At 41.2% G+C, this 23968-nt stretch carries 13 protein-coding genes and 1 tRNA gene; 9 read left to right on the forward strand and 5 right to left on the reverse strand.

All coding sequences use genetic code 11. The features are described from left to right. Positions 1-233 precede the first annotated feature (233 nt). Both BV375_RS34910 and BV375_RS34915 read left to right on the forward strand, forming a co-directional pair. On the forward strand, positions 234-2126 hold the full coding sequence (locus tag BV375_RS34910) for an EAL domain-containing protein (protein ID WP_086769139.1): 1893 nt from the start codon (positions 234-236) through the stop codon (positions 2124-2126). Between the two features lie 475 nt (positions 2127-2601). Further along, positions 2602-2784 (forward strand): chlorophyll a/b-binding protein, encoded by a 183-nt coding sequence (locus BV375_RS34915; RefSeq protein ID WP_086769141.1) that lies wholly within the window; start codon positions 2602-2604, stop codon positions 2782-2784. Between the two features lie 262 nt (positions 2785-3046). On the opposite strand, the gene rpoD is transcribed toward BV375_RS34915, so the two are convergent. Together rpoD and gyrB are read right to left on the reverse strand one after the other, a co-directional pair. Beyond that, entirely contained in the window at positions 3047-4225 is a 1179-nt protein-coding gene (rpoD, locus tag BV375_RS34920; RefSeq protein ID WP_086769143.1) for an RNA polymerase sigma factor RpoD, read from the reverse strand. A 1804-nt stretch (positions 4226-6029) separates the two neighbouring features. Next, complete coding sequence (gene gyrB / locus BV375_RS34930; RefSeq protein ID WP_086769146.1) at positions 6030-7967, reverse strand: DNA topoisomerase (ATP-hydrolyzing) subunit B; 1938 nt, start codon at positions 7965-7967, stop codon at positions 6030-6032. 214 nt (positions 7968-8181) lie between these two features. Here gyrB and miaA point away from each other — a divergent pair, with 214 nt between their 5' ends. Beyond that, positions 8182-9078: a tRNA (adenosine(37)-N6)-dimethylallyltransferase MiaA gene (gene miaA / locus BV375_RS34935; RefSeq protein WP_086769165.1), complete on the forward strand. Its 897-nt coding sequence runs from the start codon at positions 8182-8184 to the stop codon at positions 9076-9078. 189 nt (positions 9079-9267) lie between these two features. Here the strand turns inward: miaA and BV375_RS34940 are convergent, their stop codons facing one another. Together BV375_RS34940 and BV375_RS34945 are read right to left on the reverse strand one after the other, a co-directional pair. Then, a complete protein-coding gene (locus tag BV375_RS34940) occupies positions 9268-11118 on the reverse strand; it encodes an adenylate/guanylate cyclase domain-containing protein (protein WP_086769149.1) in 1851 nt (616 codons plus the stop codon). A gap of 49 nt (positions 11119-11167) precedes the next feature. Then, entirely contained in the window at positions 11168-11896 is a 729-nt protein-coding gene (locus BV375_RS34945; RefSeq protein WP_086769151.1) for a Uma2 family endonuclease, read from the reverse strand. Between the two features lie 151 nt (positions 11897-12047). On the opposite strand from BV375_RS34945, the gene BV375_RS34950 reads away from it, so the two are divergent. The 6 genes from BV375_RS34950 (at position 12048) to BV375_RS34975 (ending at position 20899) form a co-directional block, all read left to right on the forward strand. Next, positions 12048-13766 carry a WG repeat-containing protein gene (locus BV375_RS34950; protein ID WP_086769167.1) on the forward strand — a complete coding sequence of 573 codons (1719 nt, stop codon included), beginning with the start codon at positions 12048-12050 and terminating at the stop codon, positions 13764-13766. Positions 13767-14061: 295 nt separating this feature from the next. Beyond that, a complete protein-coding gene (glcD, locus tag BV375_RS34955; protein WP_086769153.1) occupies positions 14062-15534 on the forward strand; it encodes a glycolate oxidase subunit GlcD in 1473 nt (490 codons plus the stop codon). Between the two features lie 471 nt (positions 15535-16005). After that, positions 16006-17250, forward strand: a complete 1245-nt coding sequence (locus BV375_RS34960; RefSeq protein WP_086769155.1) for a glycoside hydrolase family 10 protein — start codon at positions 16006-16008, stop codon at positions 17248-17250. After that, complete coding sequence (locus BV375_RS34965; protein WP_086769157.1) at positions 17250-17819, forward strand: hypothetical protein; 570 nt, start codon at positions 17250-17252, stop codon at positions 17817-17819. Before BV375_RS34960 ends, BV375_RS34965 begins: the two co-directional genes overlap by 1 nt. A gap of 696 nt (positions 17820-18515) precedes the next feature. After that, the gene (locus tag BV375_RS34970) at positions 18516-20765 is read left to right on the forward strand and encodes a GAF domain-containing protein (RefSeq protein ID WP_086769159.1); all 2250 of its coding nucleotides are present in this window, start codon (positions 18516-18518) and stop codon (positions 20763-20765) included. A 62-nt stretch (positions 20766-20827) separates the two neighbouring features. Beyond that, positions 20828-20899 (forward strand) — tRNA-Lys (locus BV375_RS34975). A 515-nt stretch (positions 20900-21414) separates the two neighbouring features. On the opposite strand, the gene BV375_RS34985 is transcribed toward BV375_RS34975, so the two are convergent. Continuing rightward, positions 21415-23796: an AAA-like domain-containing protein gene (locus BV375_RS34985; protein ID WP_243714146.1), complete on the reverse strand. Its 2382-nt coding sequence runs from the start codon at positions 23794-23796 to the stop codon at positions 21415-21417. Positions 23797-23968: the final 172 nt, after the last annotated feature.

Raw genomic sequence — 23968 nt, forward strand, 5'->3', positions numbered from 1 at the left:
TTTCTCATCTATATTTAGACGCAGATTAGGATTGTGAAAAACAAATATTGTATATAAGCGAACTCTAAAAATAAAAAATGCTATTGGAGCCAACGAATACCAATTTTTTTAGTAAAAAATTGGTATTATATCAATTGCAGAAAGTTGTAAAAAAGTGAAAATATAAAATTACTTTAAAGTCTTAAATACTAGGAACAGCGCCTATTTACTATAAATTAAATTGGGTTATCAAGATGCATACCGCAAGAATATTTACGCAAATAAAAAATACGCTGTTTACTATATTTGAAACTAATCTACTACTAAGAATAGTTGGTTTATTTACATATTTAAAAGCAAATAATAATGTAGTTCGAGAACATACTGCCGAATTACACAAAGAGATTGCCGAACGCAAGCGGATACAAACAGAACTAGAAAAATCTCTGTCTTTGCAATTTGCAACTTTAGAATCAACCGCAGATGGAATTTTAGTAGTAGATAGTCAAGGTAACATAGCAGGCTTTAATCAGAAGTTTCTCCAGATGTGGCGTATTCCTGAGCAGCTGATAGCCTCAGGTAACTACAGAAAAGTGCTGAGACTGGCGATGAAAGAGCTAGAAGCTCCCAGACAAAATGTAGCTACTATTAGAGAATTACACTTAAACCTGGACATACAGATTTATGATGCGATCGCATTTAAGGATGGAAGGGTTTTTGAGCGTTATTCTCAACCGCAACGTATTGGGGGCAAAATCGTTGGTAGAGTGTGGAGTTTTCGGGATGTTACTGTCCACAAGTTAGCAGCAGCCAAAATCCGCCATCAAGCCTTGCACGACCTTTTAACCAATCTACCTAATCGAGTACTATTCAATGAGCGACTTTCCCAGGCATTAGCACAGGCGCAAAAAAGTGGTAGCAAACTCGCTGTATGTTTTTTGGACTTAGATCGTTTCAAAACAATTAATGATACATTAAGTCATGCCATTGGGGATCAAATATTGCAGAATGTCGCGCAACGTCTCACCCAATGTCTACGAAATAGTGACACCCTTGCTCGTTGGGGAGGCGATGAATTCATACTTATTTTGCCAGAAATAAACGATGCTGAAGAAGTAGCTCAGATACAAGAACGCATTTTAGCAGCTTTCAAACCAGTATTTAATATAGAAAATTATCAGTTGCACATCAGCCCTAGTATTGGTATTGCCCTCTATCCTATACACGGGCAAGATACAGAAACCCTAATTAAACATGCTGATGCTGCCCTATATATTGTAAAGTCTCAAGGACGCAACCACTATCAGTTTTATCACTCAGCCATAAATTCTGGCTCTTCTGAATTATTAATCTTAGAAAACAGCTTACACCATGCTTTAGAACGGCAAGAATTTGAAGTTTATTACCAACCACAAGTTAATATCACCACAGGTGAAATTACAAAAATAGAGGCTTTGTTACGTTGGCGGCACTTACAGCTAGGTTTCATACCTCCCGAAAAATTTATACCTCTTGCTGAAGAAACCGGATTAATTTTACCTATTGGCGAATGGGTTTTAAAAACTGCTTGTGCTCAAAATAAATACTGGCAAGATACTCTAGGTTTACCTTCACTTTCAGTAGCTGTTAACCTTTCAGCACGACAATTTCAGCAACCAAATTTAGTAAATACAGTGACGCAGATATTGTCAATAACTCAATTGGACCCCCGATTTTTAGAGTTAGAAATTACTGAAAGCATTGCTATGAAAGATGTTGAATTTACTAAGAAAGTTTTGAGTGAATTATATGAGCTAGGTATCTCTATATCTATAGACGATTTTGGTACAGGATACTGTTCTTTAAGTTATCTCAAAAATTTTCCTATTCACTGTTTAAAAATTGACAGGTCTTTTGTACGCGATCTGTCTAATGACAACCATGATGCAGCCATTACAACTGCTATCATTGCCTTAGCACATGGACTTAAGCTTGCAGTTGTTGCCGAAGGAGTAGAAACCGAAGAACAGCGCAATTTGTTACGAGTCCTAGATTGTGAACTCATGCAAGGTTATCTTTTCAGCCGCCCTTTATCCGCTGAAGACACTACAGGATTACTACGAGAGTCAAAATCCTGTCGAGTTAATACTTCTTTTTTATTTGCATAGTCAAAAAAAACAAAATGTAGCTTTGGGCAGTAGTAAATCACTTTAGATTAGCTATTTTATACTGGGTCATCATAGATAGCCGAATTCAAACTAATAGACATAACACACAATACCTGAAGCGTTGAGTAGCGCTCCTAATACAGGTAAAATACTTGCCAAATAGTTTCAATATGATATTCTCAGGCTACAAATCAGTATTATGCCAACCTCAAGCTAGAGACAATAGTGCAACCTTTGCTTGAACTTAGGGTATTAATGCTCATGAGTAAGCATTATTACTCTCAGTTTTCTTCAAAAACTAAATCTTTTATTAACTTCTATAGATATCTTAGGCTTTTTTATTTATCAGTTACTATTGTCTAAGTCAAGACCTGGCAACAAAAATACAAACAAATTGTTGCAATTATGATAATAGTTGTTATATTAGTTTACATAAGGCAATAACCCTTAGTAAACTCAGTTTGGAGTGCCAACCATGACAAATGCAACCAAAGTAGTTACTGCTCCTGTAGTTGAAGATCGTAACGCTTGGCGCTGGGGCTTTACCCCACAGGCAGAAATTTGGAACGGTCGTTTAGCAATGATTGGCTTTTTAGCAGCGGCTTTAATTGAGCTGTTTTCTGGTAAAGGCTTTTTACATTTTTGGGGCATTCTTTAATACCAACTTTGGATTTGAAGTTGTCGAGCTACCTTGCTCTAACGCTGATAATGCTTGGCAATTTGGATCATTACCACCAGGCTGTTTCACTAATTTCAAACGATACTACCTATCTAGTATTTGGTTTAAGTATTAAAATACAAAATTAGCTACAAATGAAAAACCTGGAGATGTTTTCATCCCCAGGTTCTTTATTTTTGTAATTTTTTTGATTATTAGTCATTTGTCTAGAGCTAATGACTAATAACTACTGAGTAATTTACTAACGGATATATTCCTTGAGAACACTGTTACGATTTGGGTGGCGTAACTTGCGGAGTGCTTTTGCCTCAATCTGGCGAATGCGTTCACGAGTTACGTTAAAAATCTGGCCAATTTCCTCTAGGGTTTTCATGCGACCATCATCTAAACCGTAGCGCAATCTTAGTACATCTCGTTCGCGGGGGCTGAGACTGTCAAGTACTTTTTCTAGGTCTTCGCGCAACAGATTTTTGGAAACTTGGTCTTCTGGAGTCTCACCATCGGATTCAATAAAATCGCCCAATCGGGAATCTTCTTCCTTCCCAATGGGTGTTTCTAAGGAAATTGGCAATTGGGCAGATTTAGCAATAAATCGCAGTTTTTCAATCGTCATTTCCATCCGAGTAGCAATTTCCTCTTCAGTGGGTTTACGACCCATTTCTTGAGAAAGTAGCTTGGTGGTTTTTTTAATCCGAGAGATGGTTTCGTATAGGTGAACTGGAAGGCGGATAGTGCGAGATTGATCTGCGATCGCTCTGGTAATTGCTTGACGAATCCACCATGTAGCGTAGGTAGAAAACTTATAACCTTTTTCATGGTCAAACTTTTCTGCGGCACGAATCAAGCCAAGACTACCTTCCTGAATTAAATCTTGGAAGGACAAGCCACGATTCATATATTTCTTGGCAATTGAAACTACCAAGCGCAGGTTTGATTGCACCATTTTGTCTTTTGCCCTGCGACCAATGTGCAGTTTATAGCGAAACGCTGACAATGGTAATTGCACAGCTTCTGCCCATTCGCTATCTTTAGGATCGCGTTCCAACTGTTCGGAAAGCTTTTCCCTTATTCTTTCTAATTCCAGCAATTCAGCGATTTTTCGCGCCAATTCAATTTCTTCATCTGCCCGCAACAGACGAATTCGGCCAATTTCTTGCAAGTAAAGGCGAATTGAATCTTCGGTATAGTGCTTTTTCTTGCTTTGTGTCCGACGACGCGATTTAGCGGCTTTTCCAGACTTTGCGTCGTCCTCATCAGACTGAGGCTCTAAAAACTCATCAATTTCGCCTTCATCGCTGATCAGTAAGTCCTCATCGACTTCATCGTCGATTAAGAGTGGATCTAACTCGAGCTCAGGCTGATTTATCATTTCTAGGTCAGGCTGATAAATGCTTTCGAGTACGTTGTTAGCCTGGTTCATGCCGCGTTCCTCATGCTCCTTGCAGAATCAATTACTCAAGATGTGTTTACTGCTCTTTTGAAACGAGCTAGTTTGATACCGAAAATATTTTTTTGGCTGGGTTGCCTAATATATTTTCGGAAACTTTGCGTCTCCTTTGGAGGAGTTTATTACTAAGTGTGGAAACCGCTTTTGTAGCTGACTTACTCACCTTAGTAAAGGCTATGCGTATTGTTCTCGCATATTACCTTTAACTGACTTGTCTAAAAAAAGACATGTCTTGATAAAAAAATTTACCACTACAGCCAAATAAACATAACTGTTGGTAGATTTTTTCCGTAAAGACTGTTCCGATTGTAGCCTGTTTCACAGAAATTGCACTCTTTTTGTGTCTTAATCTTGTAGTCCTTAAGGGAAGTAAAGCCACTATTATCAAAAAGAACTTCAAAATGGTAGCTATGCCCTTAAATCTTTGCCGAAACTTTTTAGAATTGCAGTGGCATTGTCATTACATTAAAAGGTAAGTACACCTGTTCATGAACTATTCTAAGTACAATGCACAACATTAATTACTTAGAAACAGCGCATTTTATATTAACTCAAGCGAGAAGCAATAGCGCACGTATTTTTACATTTCCTTCATAAAGTACTCAGTTCGTGAAGCTAAAGCGAGGTTCTCACTAGGTAGATACAGCAAATATGATGGTGTTTGCCTTAGGACACTCTACATTGTGTGCATTTATTACCTAAACTAGGAGTTAAGGTAATAGTGGAATCAGCCTGATAGCAGATCAATTTAGATTCAACTAATTTGGTCTTATTCACACGTTAGCGCACTGTTGCGATTTCAGCCCTATGAAACTTGACAAACTTTTCTTATTGTATACAACGATATTTTAATCAATTCATAAAGGATTTGACATTACAGACGATTAATTATTTATCTAGTCAAGCTAAAGAATTTAAATAGTGGGTTGGGCACCGACTTGAAAATCTCCTTTAAGTAAAATAATTGTAAATTTTAATACTCATTAGCATAGTAATTTATTAGCTATATTTTTAACAATTTATTCTCAAGTTACTTAACATACGTTGCTTAGTAGATGAGATTGAGCTTTGCTATTCAAGGATAACAAATACTTTTCCAGATCGTAGACATAATTTACTGGTGTTCATCAACTGTAGTTTTTGTACTTTACTTAACTTAAATATCCGGTGAAGTTAGCAAACTCACCAATGCTTAATCACTTATAACTGAAAGACTAAACTTGACAAAAGATAACTTATATGCATTTAAAATCCAGGTATGAAGTTTATTATCTTTGTAATTAATGTTTATATATTTTATTAACCAATTCTCATCGTCTAACTGTATTGCTGTTTGGCTAGGTGCGATACACTATCTTGGAAGCGAGAAGATAATACCGCTACGCAAAATTCCAAATTTCAAATTACTTACCCATTTTTATAGATGTCTACCCTTTTGAGAGGTTAGGTTTATTTTCGCCGTACTGTACTAGTGCAAGAAAGCAGAAGCTTTTCAACTTTCTTCCAGTGGATAATTAACCTAAGTTCGGAATAACCTGAAACCCTTATTACTCCGTTGCTTGATTCTATGATCTGTCAACGTGCTTGCGCTGTTTCAGGTATTTAACGTTTAATACACCTCCTTAACCCAAACTGACGTTAATTATTTTCACCACGCAACACTAGGGATTAGGGGCTAGAGAACATTACAGGGCGCGATAAATGCGCCCTGTAATGTAGTGTATTAACCTCAAAATTTCTGTAAGCAGATAAAGCTACTGGAAATTTATCAGCTTACTTAAATGTCTAGATCCGTTAAATTGAGTTTAGAACCATAGGTTTCGATAAATTCTCGCCTGGGAGCAACGCGATCGCCCATTAAAATTGTGAAAATACGATCGGCTTCGGCGGCATCCTCAATTTCCACTTGCTTCATTTTACGGGTTTCTGGGTTCATTGTCGTTGTCCAAAGTTGTTCTGGCATCATTTCACCTAAACCTTTGAAGCGTTGGATGTTGTAGTTAGCATTGCTAGGAAATGTAGCGATTTTTTGTTGTAGTTCGCGATCGCTATAGCAGTAATCATGATTACGTCCCCGTTCTAATTTATATAGTGGAGGACAAGCAATATAGATGAAACCCTGTTCAATCAACGCTCGCTGATACCGATAGAAGAATGTTAACAATAGTGTACGGATATGCGCCCCATCCACGTCAGCGTCAGTCATAATCACTATGCGATGATAGCGCAGTTGGGAAGCATCGAATTCCTCGCCTTTGACGCCCAAACCAAGTGCTGTAATTAACGCTTGGACTTCATTGTTTTTATAAATTTTGGAGTCGTCAGTTTTTTCAATATTGAGGATTTTACCGCGTAGAGGAAGGATGGCTTGAGTACGGCGATCGCGTCCTTGTTTAGCACTTCCACCGGCTGAGTCCCCTTCAACGATGAAGATTTCCGATTCGCCCGGATCGCGAGAACTACAATCAGCTAATTTTCCTGGTAATGGTGATGATTCCAGTACCGACTTGCGGCGCACTAATTCCCGCGCATGACGAGCTGCTTCAGCCGCTTTAAAAGCTTGGATTGCTTTATCTAAAACTGCATCAGCAACACTGGGGTGAAATTCTAGGTATTCGCTAAGAACTTCACCAACCAAAGAATCAACGATTCCGCGTACTTCCGTATTACCGAGTTTAGTTTTAGTTTGTCCTTCAAACTCCGGATCGGGGACTTTTACAGAAATAATTGCTGTCAAGCCTTCACGGACGTGTTCACCACTGAGATTAGGTTCATTCTCTTTAATTTTGTTACGCTTACGGGCGATCGTATTTAATGTCCGAGTCAGAACCGCCTTCAAACCCTCTAAGTGCGTACCACCATCAACTGTACGAATATTATTGGCAAAACCTAGAACATTATCTGTATAAGCATCAGTACACCACTGCAAAGCCACTTCTACTTGGACATGACTGCGTTCTCCCTGCACATAAATAATTTCTTCATGTAGGGGCTGCTTTTCGCGGTTCATGTACGCAATATACTCTTTGATCCCGCCTTTATACTCGTATGTTTCTACCTTGGGTGTATCACTTTTTAGCAGTTCTAAGCGGTTGTCAGTAAAAGTAATTTTGACACCTGCATTCAGATACGCCAGTTCCCGCAAACGACCCGATAAAGTGATGTAATCAAATTCAATGCCAGTAGTGAAAATTTGAGTATCTGGCTTAAAGGTGACTGAAGTTCCGGTTCTGGATTCTTTGTAAGGTTTCACTTGTAGCTCGGTAACTGGGATACCCCGTTCATAACGCTGGAGATGAACCTTTTTATCTCGCCAAACTGTAACTTCTACAAATTCCGATAAGGCGTTAACAACAGAAATCCCTACTCCGTGTAATCCTCCTGAGACTTTGTACCCACCGCCACCAAACTTGCCCCCGGCGTGCAATATAGTCAAAACCGTTTCCAAAGCTGATTTTCCGGTTTTGGGGTGAATATCCGTAGGAATACCCCGGCCATCATCTGTTACAGTCACAGAACCATCGGCATTGAGATCTACCTCCACATGGGTACAGTAACCGGCTAAAGCTTCATCAACAGAATTATCCACCACCTCGTAAACTAAATGATGGAGTCCCTTCGGACCAGTAGAACCGATGTACATACCTGGTCGTTTGCGGACGGCTTCCAGACCTTCCAGAACTTGAATCTGATCGGCACTGTAACTGCTCGTCATGAAAATTCTCCTGATGCGTGGGGTTGAAATCGCCAAAAGGCTAAAATAGTCAAATCACTCCAAAATTCTAACACAAAAGCCTTGGTGGCGTCTGTAGGGCAATTTTGTGGGAAGTTTATACAGGGACTGCAACCCTATTGGGACTGGTCAGGGAGCAGGGGAGATGAGGGCAAGGGAAGGGGGAAAATGACAAATGACAAATGACAAACGCCAAATGACTAAATTGGTTGTAATTTGTGGAGCAACGGCCACAGGTAAATCGGGTCTGGGTTTGGCTTTAGCTATGCGGTTGGGTACTGTTATCCTCAGTGCAGATTCTCGCCAAGTTTACCGCGAGTTTAATATTGGCACAGCTAAACCTACAGTAGCGGAACAAAAATTAGTGCCGCACTATTTAATAGATATCTGCGCTCCCACAAACACGATGACGGTAGCAGATTACCAAGAACAAGCGCAAGCTTTAATTGCTTCTGTTTCTGGTTCTCCCCTATTACTCGTTGGAGGTACTGGTTTATACATACGTTCGATTGTTCAAGGTATGAAGATTCCAAGAGTGGCACCCCAACCAGAATTGCGATCGCAACTCGAAGAAATTAGTCAAAATCAACTTTACGCTATGTTGCAACAAGTTGATCCTGCTGCTGCACAAAAAATTCATCCCCATGATTCAGTGCGTACGTTAAGAGCATTAGAAGTGTATTATGTTACGGGAATGCCTATCTCAGCGCAACAAGGGGAAAACCCTCCAAATTATCCAATTTTGCAAATTGGTTTAGATTGTAATACTGAAAGGCTACGCTTACGCATTCATAAGCGAACCGAGCAGATGATAGCAGATGGATTAGTTGCTGAGGTCGATTATCTTTGTCACAAATACGGTGCTGATTTACCTTTGTTAAATACCTTAGGATATCAAGAAATCAAGCGATGTTTGGCTGGGGAAATTACTTTGGATGAAGCCAAAGAATTAATAGTTTTACATACGCGACAATTTGCCAAGCGACAACGCACTTGGTTTCGAGGATATCCACAAATTGAGTGGTTTGATGCAGATGCTCCTGATTTGTTCGCTAAAGTTTTACAGCGAGTAGAGGACTTTATTAACATTTGATAAATTCTATCTGGAAAAACAATATCAATAAACCAAGGTAAAAAAAATCCCGATATTTATATATTTACTCAATCCTTAATAATAAAGTACAAATGATAAATGACTATTGAATAATGGCAGTTTTATTCTATTAGAGACTCTGCGCGATCGCGAAAAAACTGCCAACGCAACTAGAATAGCTATACAATACTAACCTTTTATGGATTGGTACAAAGCGTCTAATCTCGCCTGTATAGCTGGAGGTTTAGCAGTGAAATGGATATAAAAACTGCCATTTTCTGCTGGTTTATCGAACGCTTTGGCATAGATATCTTCCTGAAGTTCTGGTGGAATGTTTGGTACTAATAATTTGAGCTTGATATTGGTCTGTACAGGTGGTAAAGAACCTCTGATGGCATTTTCACTGCGTACCTTAGCACCCTTAGCTGAAAGTTCAACTATACTTCCCTGATATATAGTTTCACTAATATGCTTTTCTTCCAAAAATGTGTATTGTACAGGGATGATTCCCGGAAGTGGAAAAAATTCCTCTTCTTCTCTGGGTAGAAAGAGATTGTAAGCTCCGCTGATTCCGTAAACTTCGTATATAGTAATTGGTTGTTTTACCCCTTTCGGTTGTACTTGTCTGTGTCCGCTTAGTTTTACAATTGACCCAGCTTCTTTTAATGTTTCTTCTGAAATCAGAATTTCACCACCTGTTGTATAAGATTCAATGCGATAAGTTAGGTTTACCTGACTACCGACAATCCCGTACTTGGTGCGTTTTTGTGAGCCAATGTTTCCCAAAATTACCAGTCCGGTATTGATACCAATACCCATATCTAGTTGGGGAAAGCCTAAATTTTTCAGCCTGTCATTAACAGCACCCATTGCTAATTGCATGGCACAAGCACAAGCTACGGCTTTAGCAGCATCATCTTCTCTTGGTGTAGGTGCACCAAACAGAACCAAAATGCCATCACCCATAAATTCATTAATAGATCCTTGATACTGGGTAATCACATCCGCCATGTATTCAAGATAGATGTTGAGAATACTAATTACTTCTTCTGGCTGCGATCGCTCTGCTATAGCTGTAAATCCTCTTAAATCAGATGTCAGAATCGTGATCTTCCGCCTTTCGCCGCCAAGTTTCAATCCTTCCGGACTTTCCAATAAATTGGCTACGATATCATCACTAAGGTAACGTCCAAACACCTGGCGAATCAGTGAATTGCGTTTTTCTAAGTCTGTGTTAGCTTGAGCCAAATCAGCAGTGCGTTCTGTGACACGCACCTCTAACTCCCTGGTAGATTGACGCAGCTTACTGATAACCAAAGTCAACCCTGAAAGACCTAATACAGATAATCCACCCAACATTACAGATGTTGTTTGCAGGCTCTTGTTAGTCTGTTCTGTAAAGTTATCTAGAGACTCAGTAATTGCCAAAACTCCTCGCACGTCTCCCACCTGCCAGTCTCGCTTGGGGCTATTAGGGTCAGTGTTATGGCAAGCAACACAGCTAGGCTCCATGCGGACAGATTCTCCATATCGCCATAAGCTACGACCATCTTTTTTTTCAAGACGAGAAAAATTTTTCTCTTCAGGATGCTGTCTCAGGTAGGTAAGTGCCTTTTGCTCAAAATCATCTCTGGGTCCACCTTCAGCTTTTCGCCAAGGAAAGGGGTAATCACTATATAAACGGACTGCCATCCCATTCTGTTGTTTACTGATGTTTTTTCCCAGTTCGATCGCATAAGTTGCTGGCGGAGGAATGGCACCTTCTTTGATCAGGTAGTTATGGGTAATGCTAATACCCTTTACTTTTTTGGCGCGATCGGCAGCAGCATCGCTATAGAGGTTCCAAGCATCAATAATTGACTTGGCTTCCAATTCCGCATTCATGAGTGCTTGTGACTGTATGAGGCTAGTCGAGAGACTAGACATATTTGCCAAAGCTACACCCACCCCAATGGAGAATAAGAGCAGAAGAACAAGGACAGTTTGTTTGAAAAGCAGACTCAAGAGAAAGCTCCAAACTCTAGAAATCACATTATTCATTGCATAACCCCGGTCTTATTTATTTCCCTGTCATGCCCGTAAAAGTTTACTAGATATTGTCCGGATCTATACCCATAGATCTAAGTCTTTCTGCTAATAATTGAGCGCGTTGTTCAGCTTGTTCAGCACGTTGCTTTTCTTGTTCAGCACGTTGCCTTTCTTGTTCAGCACGTTCATCTCCAGTTGCTAAAACAGTACCATCTTGATAGCACCAGCGTAACCACATATCTTGTCTACCTTCAAATTCACCTTCCCAGAGAGTTACACCTAAACCAACTTGTTCAAGCCAGGTTTCTGAAGTTTCAAAGTAGCGTCTTCCTCTTAATTCATAAACACGCAATATTTTTTCTCCTAACTGCTGAGTAGGATCGTATAGGATATAGTAACTGGCTCGCATTTGTTCATAAATATTTAGCTTTTTACCTAATTCATCACCTTCTTTATTCGAGACAATTTCAATTACCACTTCTGGCGGTTTACCAAACTCCCAAAGCATATAACAGCGATTTTGTTTTTCCCACCACTTTTCAGGGACTTGAACATCAAAACTCACAAAGACATCAGGTACAATAGCAGGCTGTTTGTAGGCGTGATAAATGCCTACATTAGCTGCTGCTAAAAAAGTTTGCTGCTGTTTAGAACTATAAAGAGAGCCAACCAAAAGGCGTTGTTGTTTTTCAGAAGCAAAATTATCCACAGGCGTATCATCTTCGGTGACTAGCTGGTTGGCATCTGGCACGTAGTAATTATCATCATTGATTAGAAGTTGCTCAACCATGAATTTATCCACTATTTGAGAGCATTATTTATAGCTTAGTTGATTAGAGTGGGGAAAGAGCGATCACTAGTTTTCTACCGTGTATCTACGACGGTGAAAGCTAAGTCAGTTGTGCCAATATTTACATAAGATTTTAAAGAGTATGATTTCAATGATTGGCAAAATCTTACGGCAGCGTTACCAAATTATCGAGCAATTGGGACAAGGCGGCTTTGGTGAAACCTACCTAGCAGAAGATTTAGATATCCCTGCACAACCCAAACCGAAATGTGTTGTTAAGCGGTTACAACCCCAAGTTATAGAACCAGATATCTTACGACTGTTTGAAATAGAAGCGAAAACCTTATACAACCTGGGACAAAATCATAACCAAATTCCCAAACTTTTGGCTTATTTCGAGGAAAATAGTGAACTATATCTGATTCAAGAATTCATTGACGGACAAGATTTAGATAAAGAACTGACTTCTGAGAAGCCATTAAGTGAAGGTGATGCTATCAAACTGCTGCGGGATATATTAGAAGTATTGACTTTTGTTCATCAAAATAACGTTATCCACCGCGATATCAAGCCTCAAAATCTTATGCGGTGCAGAGAAGATGGCAAACTGATGCTGATTGATTTTGGGGCAGTTAAGCAGGTACGAACGGTTTTAGCAACTGCAACAGGGCAAACAAGCCGTACTGTTAGTATAGGCACACAAGGTTATATGCCCAGTGAACAGGCGTTGGGTAAACCAAAACCCAGCAGCGATGTTTATGGAGTGGGGATGACGGTGATTCAAGCATTAACTGGGATACTGCCACACCTACTCTTAGAAGACAAAGAGGGCGAAGTACTATGGCAAAATCATGTGCAAGTAAGTGATGCATTAGCAGAAATTATAACTAGAATGGTGCGGTACGATTGGCGGCAGCGTTATGCAGATGCAAATGAAGCTTTACAAGCAGTGAATAAATGTTTTGTCCCGCTGAGGCCAATCAAAATAGGTGACAAGTATGGTTATATCAATACCAGTGGTAAACTTGTGATTCCTCCCCAGATGGATGATGCGAAGGAGTTTTGTGAGGGGCTGGCGGTAGTCAAAATAAATAATAAGTGGGGATATATAGACTCAAGTGGCAAATTTATCATTCCTCCTCTGTTTGATTTGGCTTGGGGTTTTTCTCCTAAAAAACTGGCACGAGTTCTAATAAACGAGAAATGGGGCTATATTGATACCAGTGGTAAATATGTCATTCCGCCCCAGTTTGATTTTGCTTATTGGTTTACTGACAACGGGCTAGCAGCAATTAAAATAAATGCTAAGTGGGGCTATATTGATACCAGTGGTAAATATGTAATTTCTCCCCAGTTTGATGATGCTTATTGGTTTACTGAACCAGGACTGGCACCAGTCAAAATAGATAATAAATGGGGCTATATTGACACCAGTGGCAAATTTGTCATTCCTCCCCAGTTTGATTCTACTGGTGGGTTTACTGAACAAGGGCTGGCACCAGTCAAAATAAATGATAAGTGTGGCTATATCGACACCAGTGGCAAATTTGTCATTCCTCCACAGTTTGATTTTGCTTATTGGTTTACTGAACAAGGACTGGCACCAGCCAAAATAGATGATAAGTGGGGCTATATCAACACCAGTGGTAAATATGTAATTTCTCCCCAGTTTGATGATGCTCGTTTGTTTACTGCTCAAGGGCTGGCACGAGTTCAAATCAACGATAAGTGGGGCTATATTGACACCAGTGGCAAATATGTAATTTCTACCCAGTTTGATACAGCAGAACTATTTTTTGAGGGAATGGCATTAGTCACTATTGATAGACAGCAACACTACATTGATAAAACGGGGGGGATAATTTATTAATCGCTGTCTTATTTTAATACGGGCATTTTGCTTTGTTTCGTAAAATACTTTGTAGCATCCATGCTCGCCTTGTAAAAAATACCTCAACACCAATTGTGCAAGATTTGATTAGGGAAGAACAAGCACAACGAACGACAACAGGTTGAGGAACGTGCAGCAAGATTAGCTGCTAAATTGCAAGAATGGCAGTAGATCCAGATAGGATTTAATTAACAAAATTATTTTTTACAATTCAGACTCCATCCTAAGCTGCGGCAAATCGTAGTGCGTCTACACACTTAATCATTCTGGTAATATGCTCACCCAAGATAAACAACAACGTAACTGGAAACCCATCATCAATGCATTCGAGGCTGTTCTAGGCAAAAATGGCGTTGTGCAACGCCGCGAGGAACTGATTACTTATGAATGCGATGGTTTAACAGGCTATCGCCAACGTCCTGCGATAGTTGTACTACCCAGAACTACAGAACAAGTTGCTGCGGTGGTGAAGATATGCAACAAATACTCTCTTCCCTTCATTGCCCGGGGTTCTGGGACTGGTTTATCTGGTGGCGCTTTGCCTAGAGAAGATTCAGTTTTAATTGTGACTTCATTAATGCGGCAAATACTCAGCATTGATTTGGAAAACCAAAGGGCTGTTGTGCAACCAGGAGTGATTAATAGTTGGGTGACACAAGCGGTAAGTGGTGCTGGCTTTTACTATGCACCAGATCCCTCTAGCCAAATTATCTGCTCGATTGGCGGCAACATCGCGGAAAATTCTGGTGGCGTACATTGCCTCAAATATGGTGTAACTACTAACCATGTTTTGGGATTGAAGCTGGTACTTGCTGATGGTGAAATTGTCGATGTGGGAGGACAAATTCCCGAAATGCCTGGTTATGATTTAACAGGTATATTTGTGGGTTCAGAAGGTACTTTGGGTATCGCTACAGAAATTACGCTAAAAATTCTCAAAAGTGCGGAATCAATTTGTGTATTGTTAGCAGACTTTACTAGTGTTGAAGCTGCTGGATCTGCGGTTTCCGATATCATTAGTGCGGGAATTATTCCTGGTGGTATGGAAATGATGGATAACTTCAGCATCAATGCTGTTGAAGATGTTGTGGCAACAAATTGTTATCCCCGCGATGCTACAGCAATTTTGCTTATAGAAATCGACGGTTTGGAAGTAGAAGTTGCAGGTAACAAACAGCGAGTCATCGAAATTTGTAAACAGAATAGTGCGCGTAGTGTAACTTCTGCTAGCGATCCAGAGACGCGCTTAAAACTGTGGAAAGGGCGCAAAGCTGCTTTTGCTGCTGCTGGACATTTAAGCCCAGATTATTATGTTCAAGATGGTGTAATTCCTCGAACTCAATTACCTTATGTGTTGCAAGAAATTGAGTTATTAAGTCAACAATATGGTTATCGTGTTGCCAATGTATTTCATGCGGGTGATGGCAATCTTCACCCACTAATTCTTTATGATAATTCTATCTCTGGAGCCTTAGAGAGAGTTGAAGAATTAGGAGGAGAAATTCTCAAACTTTGTGTAAGAGTAGGCGGTAGCATTTCTGGTGAACATGGTATCGGTGCAGATAAAAAGTGCTATATGCCAGAGATGTTTAGCCAAACTGATTTAGAAACCATGCAATGGGTAAGGCAAGTATTTAATCCTAAAGGTTTAGCAAATCCGGAGAAGATATTTCCTACACCACGCACTTGTGGTGAGGCGGCAAATGCAGCAAGTGTCAAGCAGTTTGAAGGAGTTGAAAGATTTTAATTAACAGTTAACAGTGAACAGTTTTTTAGTTGGAAGTTAGAGACTCTTAGTTTTGAAAGTTTTAAGTTTGAGTTAGGGATTAATTTTCTAACTCGAGCTTTGTTAACTGATAAATTTTCTAAAGTTCCTATTTGATTTTTGAAACACAAGTAGGGGAGTGAGTACTCTGTACAAGTTACCCTTGGATATTGCTCAGCAGAACCGAGTTTTGGTGGGCATTAGCCACCCGACTTTGTTAATGAATTTTATAGTATAAAAGCTTGCTAAATCAGGCTTTTTTTGCATATTTATACTCTTTTACAATCAAGCTATATTTGATATTCTCAAAAATTGATAGATTTGAATTTTTGCTAATTGCATCTTCGGATCTCACAAAAAATCAACATATATCTACACGATCCGGAGTATTGAAATTTATTTTGTAGTTATATATATTCCTTCTATTCCTTCAGAACTAAGTCAAGCCCACAGATGAATCGGTTTGCCCGCCGTTATTTTTGTTACTGGCTGTGTTTGGAATTAATATTATGCTTAATAGCATTTTCGCTTCCTTCTCACTCAGTTAATTACCAAAAAGCCAGTCATTCAACCACAACAGAAATTCGTGGCGTTTGGCTAACTAATGTTGCTAGTGGTGTATTATTTGCCCCTTGGGGTATTAACCGCGCTGTCAACCAACTATCAGCACTTAACTTTAATACGATTTATCCTGTAGTTTGGAATAGAGGACATACTTTTTACAATAGTGCAGTTGCCAAAAGAGTTATCGGTTCAGATACGCAAACTTTGCTCAAAATAATGCATGGTGGTGGAGATGTTTTAGACAAGTTAATTAAACTTGCTAAACCTAAAAGTTTAAGTATTGTCCCTTGGTTTGAATATGGGTTTATGACACCACCTAATTCTGAATTAGCAAGGCGGTACTCGGATTGGTTGACAATTGGGCAAGAAGGTATCAAATCTATTAAAGAAATCCCACCAGAAGAAATCGACAATAGTCATATCAGTAAGCAAGCTTGGCTTAATCCGCTGCATCCGCAAGTTCAGGAGTTTATTCAAGAGCTAATTGTGGAAGTTGTTAGCAATTATGATGTGGATGGCATTCAACTTGACGATCATTTTGGGATGCCAGTGCAGTTTGGTTACGATGCTTTTACCGTCGAACTATATCGGCAAGAACATCAAGGTAAAAGTCCGCCAAAAAATCCTTTTAACCCAGAATGGATGCATTGGCGAGCCGACAAAATTACTGATTTTATGGCAGCAATCTATCAAGCTGTGAAAGCTGTTAAACCTCATGTCAAAATTTCTTTGTCTCCTAACTCTCAAGCTTTTGCCTACAAATATTACTTGCAAAATTGGGAAGATTGGGTAAAAAAAGGTTTGGTGGATGAGTTGATTTTGCAGGTATATCGAGATAACAAACGTAGTTTTATCGCTGAACTGGAAAAGCCAGCGGTGGAATTTGCTCGCAGTCAAATCCCTGTAGGTATTGGAATATCAACTGGAACCTTACGCGATTCTGTGGATATCGCTCAAGTTAAAGAACAAGTTCAAGTAGTGCGCGATCGCAAATTTCCTGGTATTTCATTTTTTTACTGGGAAAGTTTATGGGGTTATATCTCGCCGGAATCACCCCAACAGCGGCGCAAGGCTTTTCGAGAGATATTTTATACCAAAGCTGCAAGACCACTCCTACTACCAAAGAAAATTTGATGCTATTTGCGCCTGCTAAAACTGAATTTAGCTTTACATTGCGATGGACTGTAGCTACTTTTAGCAGTTTTTTGGTGAGTTTGCTATTCATTGAAATTGGTGAGAAGCCCGATTTGGGTGTGCTACAAGCTGTGATTGGTGGATTAGCGATCGCTTTGGCTCAAAGTCTCATTCTCAGACACACAAGCTTCTATCTCAAGTGGGTGTTGTTCACTGTTTTGGGTTGGACAGCGATCGCAGTTATTGGCGTTGGTGCATTGGGTTGGTTTGTACCTACAACTCAGGTGCTGGCTTTCAGAATCCTCTCTGGAGCATTTTATGGCGCAGTTGGCGGTTTTGTAATTGGACTAGCTCAATGGTTAGCAATTTACCAGTCAATTCCTTTAGCTTGGCGCTGGATATTCATTAGTGCAGTAAGTTGGGCAATTGCCATGCCGATCGGTTCTGCTATCGGCGTAATTTTACGCCAACTCACACAGGTATTTTTAGGCGAGGTCATAGGTTTGGCGATCGCCTGGCTGGTAGTTGCAATCCTCACAGGTATTAATGCTTACAAATTACTGAATTAAGTTCATCCACTTTCAGTTATTAGATTAGGCATTTCTAAAATATGACGACACATAAGCTAATAATCATTAAAATTGCATCTCCGCGTCTTCCTTTCTCCGCGTCGCCGCGTCTTTCTGAGGCTAAAGATTCTGCAACTTAAAGGCGGGTTAGCTTACATCAATCTCCGCACCCTTGTGGAGAATTGGTATTATTTCTTCCTTCCCCTGCACGCCCAATACGGTTCGGTTAAGGGGAAAAGGGAAAAGGGGAAAGGTTTAAATTCACCCTTAACCCTTTTTCCCTTACCCTTTGCCCAAACTACAAGGGAAATGAAAAGTGCTTATCCGAACTGTATTGGCTGCACGCCTGCTCTCAACACTTGCAGCTAATTGTATTAAGAATTGTCACAGTTCTTGAAGATACTGCTTGATTCTATCTAAAATGTGTGCAAAAATCTTAAGGCATTATTAACAATCAATATCAAGTAACTTTGCACTAACCTGCCTATGCATTTTCGGCTTCAAGGCGCAGGCAGGGTTTGTTAAGCTTACTATTATGCGCTTTCCGAGATTTCTGAAGAGAAATAGCGAAAGACACAAATATCGATAAATAAAGGCTGACAATCCTTTGCTTTAGGCGCTAAGGAGCATTCTTACCACAGTAAAAATAAGAGAGAGCGCCTAGATGAGTCAGTAATACCAGACAGGGACTCTCGCATGAATATTAATCAATCCGAATCAACTGTAGAGCTGAAACCACTATCACCGCCTTACTTTCTCTTCGGAAAAGATGCGGACAAAACTAGTAGTGAGCAGTTTCTACTTAGCATCTACGATTCTGGGCAAGCATCTATTTTTGTGGTTGATGTTCTGGAAGATGGGGATTTTCGCTATGTGGCGCTTAACCCTACCCATGAACGATGGGTAGGTATGCGCTCAGATGAACTCAAAGGCAAAAGACCGGAAGATATTCTCTCACCAATGGATGCTGTTAGAGTACGGCAGCACTATAGTGATTGTGTGCGCTTTGGCAAAACCATTTCCTACGAACAATGCTTGCAATTTCAAGGAGTTCCCACTTGGTGGAGTACGACGCTGACACCATTACGGGATGCTAACTCCAAAATTTACCGACTGATTGGGACTAGTAGTAATATTACTCCGGCGAAGCAGGTAGAACGAGGTGGGAGGCTTCAAGATCAAAGAGCGCAACTAGTGGAAGCGATCGCCCAAAAAATTTGCCAATCTCAAGATTTAGAGACAATTCTGCAACAGATAGTCAAAGAAGTGCGGAATATATTAGACAGCGATCGCGTTTTGGTTTACCGCTTCTTGGCTAATGGCAATGATGCGATCGTTGCAGAAGCAACCATAGCTGCTAGCGGCCCGTTGTTGGATAAAAATATTACCGATCCTTGCTTCAGCAACAAAAATCGAGAACGCTATAAACGGGGCGGTATTCAAGTTATCGAAGACATTTATGCAGCCGGGTTACATCCTTGCCAAATAGATTTTCTCGCCTCTTTGCAAGTACGAGCTAATCTAGTTGTGCCAATTCTCTTGCAGCAGGAGTTGTGGGGACTATTGATTGCCCAGCATTGCGGTAAACCCCATCAATGGCAAGACACAGAAATTGACCTCCTCAAGCACCTAGCAGCCCAAATCACAATTGCAGCCCAGCAAGCAGAACTTCAGCAGCAGGTACAACAGATCAAAGCTGAGATGGAGTTGCAAAGTCAGCAATATACAGCCCAGTTGCAAAAGCTTCAGGAATTTCAAGCAATAGGGCGACGTATTACTGAAAAAATCCGCGATAATTTTGACACAAATCAGGTACTAGAAGCAGTTATTCCAGAATTGGCGCAGTTACTCAAAAGCGATCGCTGCCACATTGAACTATATGATAGTGACTGCACTCTAGCAACCATTGTCTATGAGTACAGTAATAGCTCACCTTTATGTCAAGGATTAACTAAACGAGTTGCAGACTTCCCCGAAGTTTATCAACGATTGTTGCAAAAACAACCTCTGCATTCTGTAGAAATTATGCAGGGATGGCAACCAGAATTACGAGTAATCACCCAGATAGCTTATCCAATTTTCGATGACCAAGGAGTGATTGGGAATCTTTGGCTGATCCGCGCTAGACAACAGCCCTTTGATGAATTAGAAAATGGACTGGTGCAGCAGATAGCAGATGAATGTGCGATCGCGATTCGCAGATCTAAGCTGCATGAAACTATCCAAACCCAAGTTAAAGAGTTAGAAACAATCGAACGCCTCAAGAGCGAATTTCTCCGCGCCTTAGCTCAAGAACTGCGCACACCAATCACCAGCATCAGCCTTGCAGCCCAAACTCTCGAAAGTGCGATCGCAATAGAGAGACTATCGGATAAAGACATAGTGCCGCAGCTATTGCAGATTCTCCATAGCGAGTGTGGACGAGGTAATAACTTAATTAACGACTTGCTGACACTCACACATCAGGACGATCTACTCGATCCTCAAACTTTAATCGCCATTGACTTAGAAACCTGGCTAGTTCCGATTGTCGAGTCTTTTCGCGAAGTTACTGCTTGCCAGAGACAGCAGTTAAAACTGGAAATTGAGACTGCACTACCACCTTTAGAAACAGATATTACAGAGTTAGAGCGAATCGTCACTGAACTTTTGAGCCATGTCTGCAAATACACACCTGCGGGTGAAACAATTACAGTATCAGCGCAATTGATAGCAGATATGGTGCAGATTTGTTTTCACAATTCGGGATTAGAAATACCTGCCCAGCAACAAGCAAGAATTTTCGAGCCGTTTTATCACCTCGCCAAAAACGATCCTTGGAAACATAGCGGGACTGGACTGGAACTAGCATTAGTGCAGAAAATGGTCAGACATTTAGGTGGTTCAATTCAAGTAGAAAGTGTAGCAGGGCAAACTACCTTTATCGTTAAATTTCCCAGAGTCTAAAATATTTCTCTAACTCTGAACTAGTAAAGCTGCCAGCAATTTGTTATAATCACTCTTCGTATGGGTGACTAGCTCAACGGTAGAGCATCGGACTCTTAATCCGCTGGTTCTGAGTTCGAATCTCAGGTCACCCACCTCCTGAGAATTATTCAACTACTGAAAATAGCGATCGCTTCGCCAACACCTTCAGTGAACGCATTACCAACGCAGAAGGCGATCGCATAATTCATCACATTCTGCAAATTCACAAGCTGTAGTCACTCAAATCACGACGTTCATAACCAAGGAGATCTCCTTCATAACCAACGGCATCTCCTTCACAACCAAGGAGATCTCCTTCATAACCAACGGCATCTCCTTCATAACCAACGAGATCTCCTTCACAACCAACGGCATCTCCTTCATAACCAATGGGATCTCGTTTATAACCAACGAGATCTCCTTCATAACTAATACCATTTCACGAAATTGTTGATACAAATTACTCCCCCAGCTTCCCCCAGCCTCCCCAGCTCCCCCAGCCTGCCCATGTGCATCAATCTTAAAGTCAAACGGTATTACTCACCAAGCAGGCGGCTCATATTACACTGATGTTTGAGATGCGCTCACTCCTTTCCCTCTTTTCCCTTTCCCCTTTCCCCCTTTCCCCTCACCTCTCCACCCCATCACACACCCTCTCCCCCTTCCCATTCGGGTTATTCTGCAAATAATCCCGCGCCCAAGCGCAACCTTTCACCATTAAGTCATCCAAATTCAGATTCCACAACTTCACCGTGTTGTCATCACTGGCAGACGCAATGGTTTTGCCGTCGGGGCTGAATACCACGCCCCAGACCCAACTGCTATGGCCTTTGAGGGTTTGCAACTCCTGCCCAGAGAGATTCCACAACTTCACCATGTTGTCAACACTGGCTGTGGCAATGGTTTTGCCGTCGGGGCTGAATGCCACATTATAGACCAAACTGCTATGGCCTTTAAGGGTTAGCAGCTCCTGCCCTTGGAAATTCCACAACTTCACCGTTTTGTCTCCACTAGCAGAGGCAATAGTTTTGCCGTTGGGGCTGAATGCCACGCTATAGACATCACTATTATGACCCTTGAGGGTTAGCAACTCCTGCCCAGAGAGATTCCACAACTTCACCGTGTGGTCGTTACTAGCAGAGGCAATGGTTTTGCCATCTGGGCTGAATGCCACACTTTGGACTGGACTTATATGCCCTTCTAATCGGTTACTTTCCCTTACACCATAAATAATCTGCTGGAGAGTAGCTACTGCCAAAACTTGAGTATCTGGCTCTACATTTTTATCTGCTTTTTTAAGTCGCTTTCCTAATTTCAAGCCTGCTACTAAAGCATCAAGCTCTAAATTTGATGCCAGCAGGTTTTGTGATTTAAGACTCTCGGCAAGAATTTCAGCATTGACACGGCGTTTCTCAGCAGTTGTTTTGGCGGCGATTGCTTGCTGAGTTTGCGCCTGGGCAATGTTTCGCTGCTTGTTGGCTTCTCGCAAATTTTGCTCTGCTTGCTTTTTACGGTGTTCAGCTACCTGACGTTGTTCGGTTTCGGCATTTTTAGCCGCTTTGGCATTATTGAGAGCAACTGTTAAGTCTGCTCCACGTTGTTCGGCTAGCTGTTGTGCAGACTTTGCTTGCGCCTCTCCTTTTTCAGCCCTTTGCTGCATCTTTTGAGCAACGTGTTTTTGCTTGTCTGCTTCCTGGCGTTGCTGTTCTGCTCTTTGCTGCTGCTGTCGAGCAATTTCCGTTTGATGTTTTGCCTCATTGCGTTGAATTTCTGCTTCTAGGCGCTGTTGTTCTTCTCTATTGCGGGCATCTTGGGCAATTAAACGTTGCCCATTCACATACACAGCCACTCCCGTCATTAAGCCCGAAAATATTACCAGCCCCACCACATAAGGCAGCGCAGGTTTCAGCTGCTCCCACCTATCCCGCAAGTTAAACGGCAAATGTTGATTCAACCACTTCTGGTCAAATACTTGCCGATAAATTTGATTTCTCACCTTTAAAACATTCTGCTCACGCCGCACCACCCCCGACAACTTCAGGTGAGATTTAACTATTGACTGTTCCTCATCCACAACCGGATGCTTACCTAAACGAATCGCGCGGTATGTAGTTAAAACCTCGGGGTCAGGTGAGCGTTTAGTCAACATATCCCGCACAAACTGCAAGTTATTATCTTGCTCGCTCATTGCACCCAAGAAAGTATTACTCACCATGCGGTCAACATCGGCTTTTGACCAACTGCTTTTACCTTGCTCAGTTATGGCACGGCAAAGGCGCTGCGTTAAATAAGGATGTCCCTCTGTCCAATTCAGCACCCACTTGAGCAACTGTTGTGCTTCATCTGTTATCAGTTTCAATCCCTCAGCCAGGGGTAAAGCTTCCTCAAAGGTAAAATCAGTCAAATCCACACGCTGTCCAATATTAAATGGTGTGCGCTTGGCATCGCGGATTAAATCTCCCGGAGTTGCTACCCCCATCAACACCAAAGAAAGACGCTGAAACTCAGGATTAGTCGCACGGGCAACGTAGAGATAACGAATCGCTGTATAAAAATCATCGGTAAAATCTAAGCTGAGGGTGGAATCAATTTCATCGACAAAAATCACCACTCGTTCTTCGATCTCAGCCAGTAACACCTGCTGAAAAAACAGCGTCAGCCGTTGCGAAACTCCTAAATGTTCGTGTTCTTGCCACCAACTCACCACATCGGTAACAAACATGAGTTGGTCATCCAGCTTCACCAAAAAGCCAAAGTACCATTGTTCTGCTGTAACCTTCGCCCCCAATTCCTGAAGGTCAACAATTACCGTCTGTATTCCCTCATCTGCCAGTGTTTGCGCCGTGCGTACCATCAAACTCGACTTGCCCATCTGGCGCGGCGTGAGGACATAGGCGAAAGTCGCATCCCTGCATAACTTCAATAATTCCTCATCAGCTTGGCGGGGAATATAAATCCCACCACCAGCCTGTACCTTCCCGCCGACTGTGTAAATGGTTGGGTTAGACATGATTAGATTAATCCCCACACGAAACCTGATATCAGTAGTAGCGTGTGTTATGCCGTAGGCTAACGCACCGTCCGAAATTTTCGGTGCGTTACACTTTGTGAGAACACACCCGTTGCTCAGATCCCCGACTTCTTGAACTCGACTTTAGCCAATCAAAAAGAGGAGGCGAGCA

Source organism: Nostoc sp. 106C (assembly GCF_002154725.1).
Lineage (GTDB): Bacteria > Cyanobacteriota > Cyanobacteriia > Cyanobacteriales > Nostocaceae > Aulosira.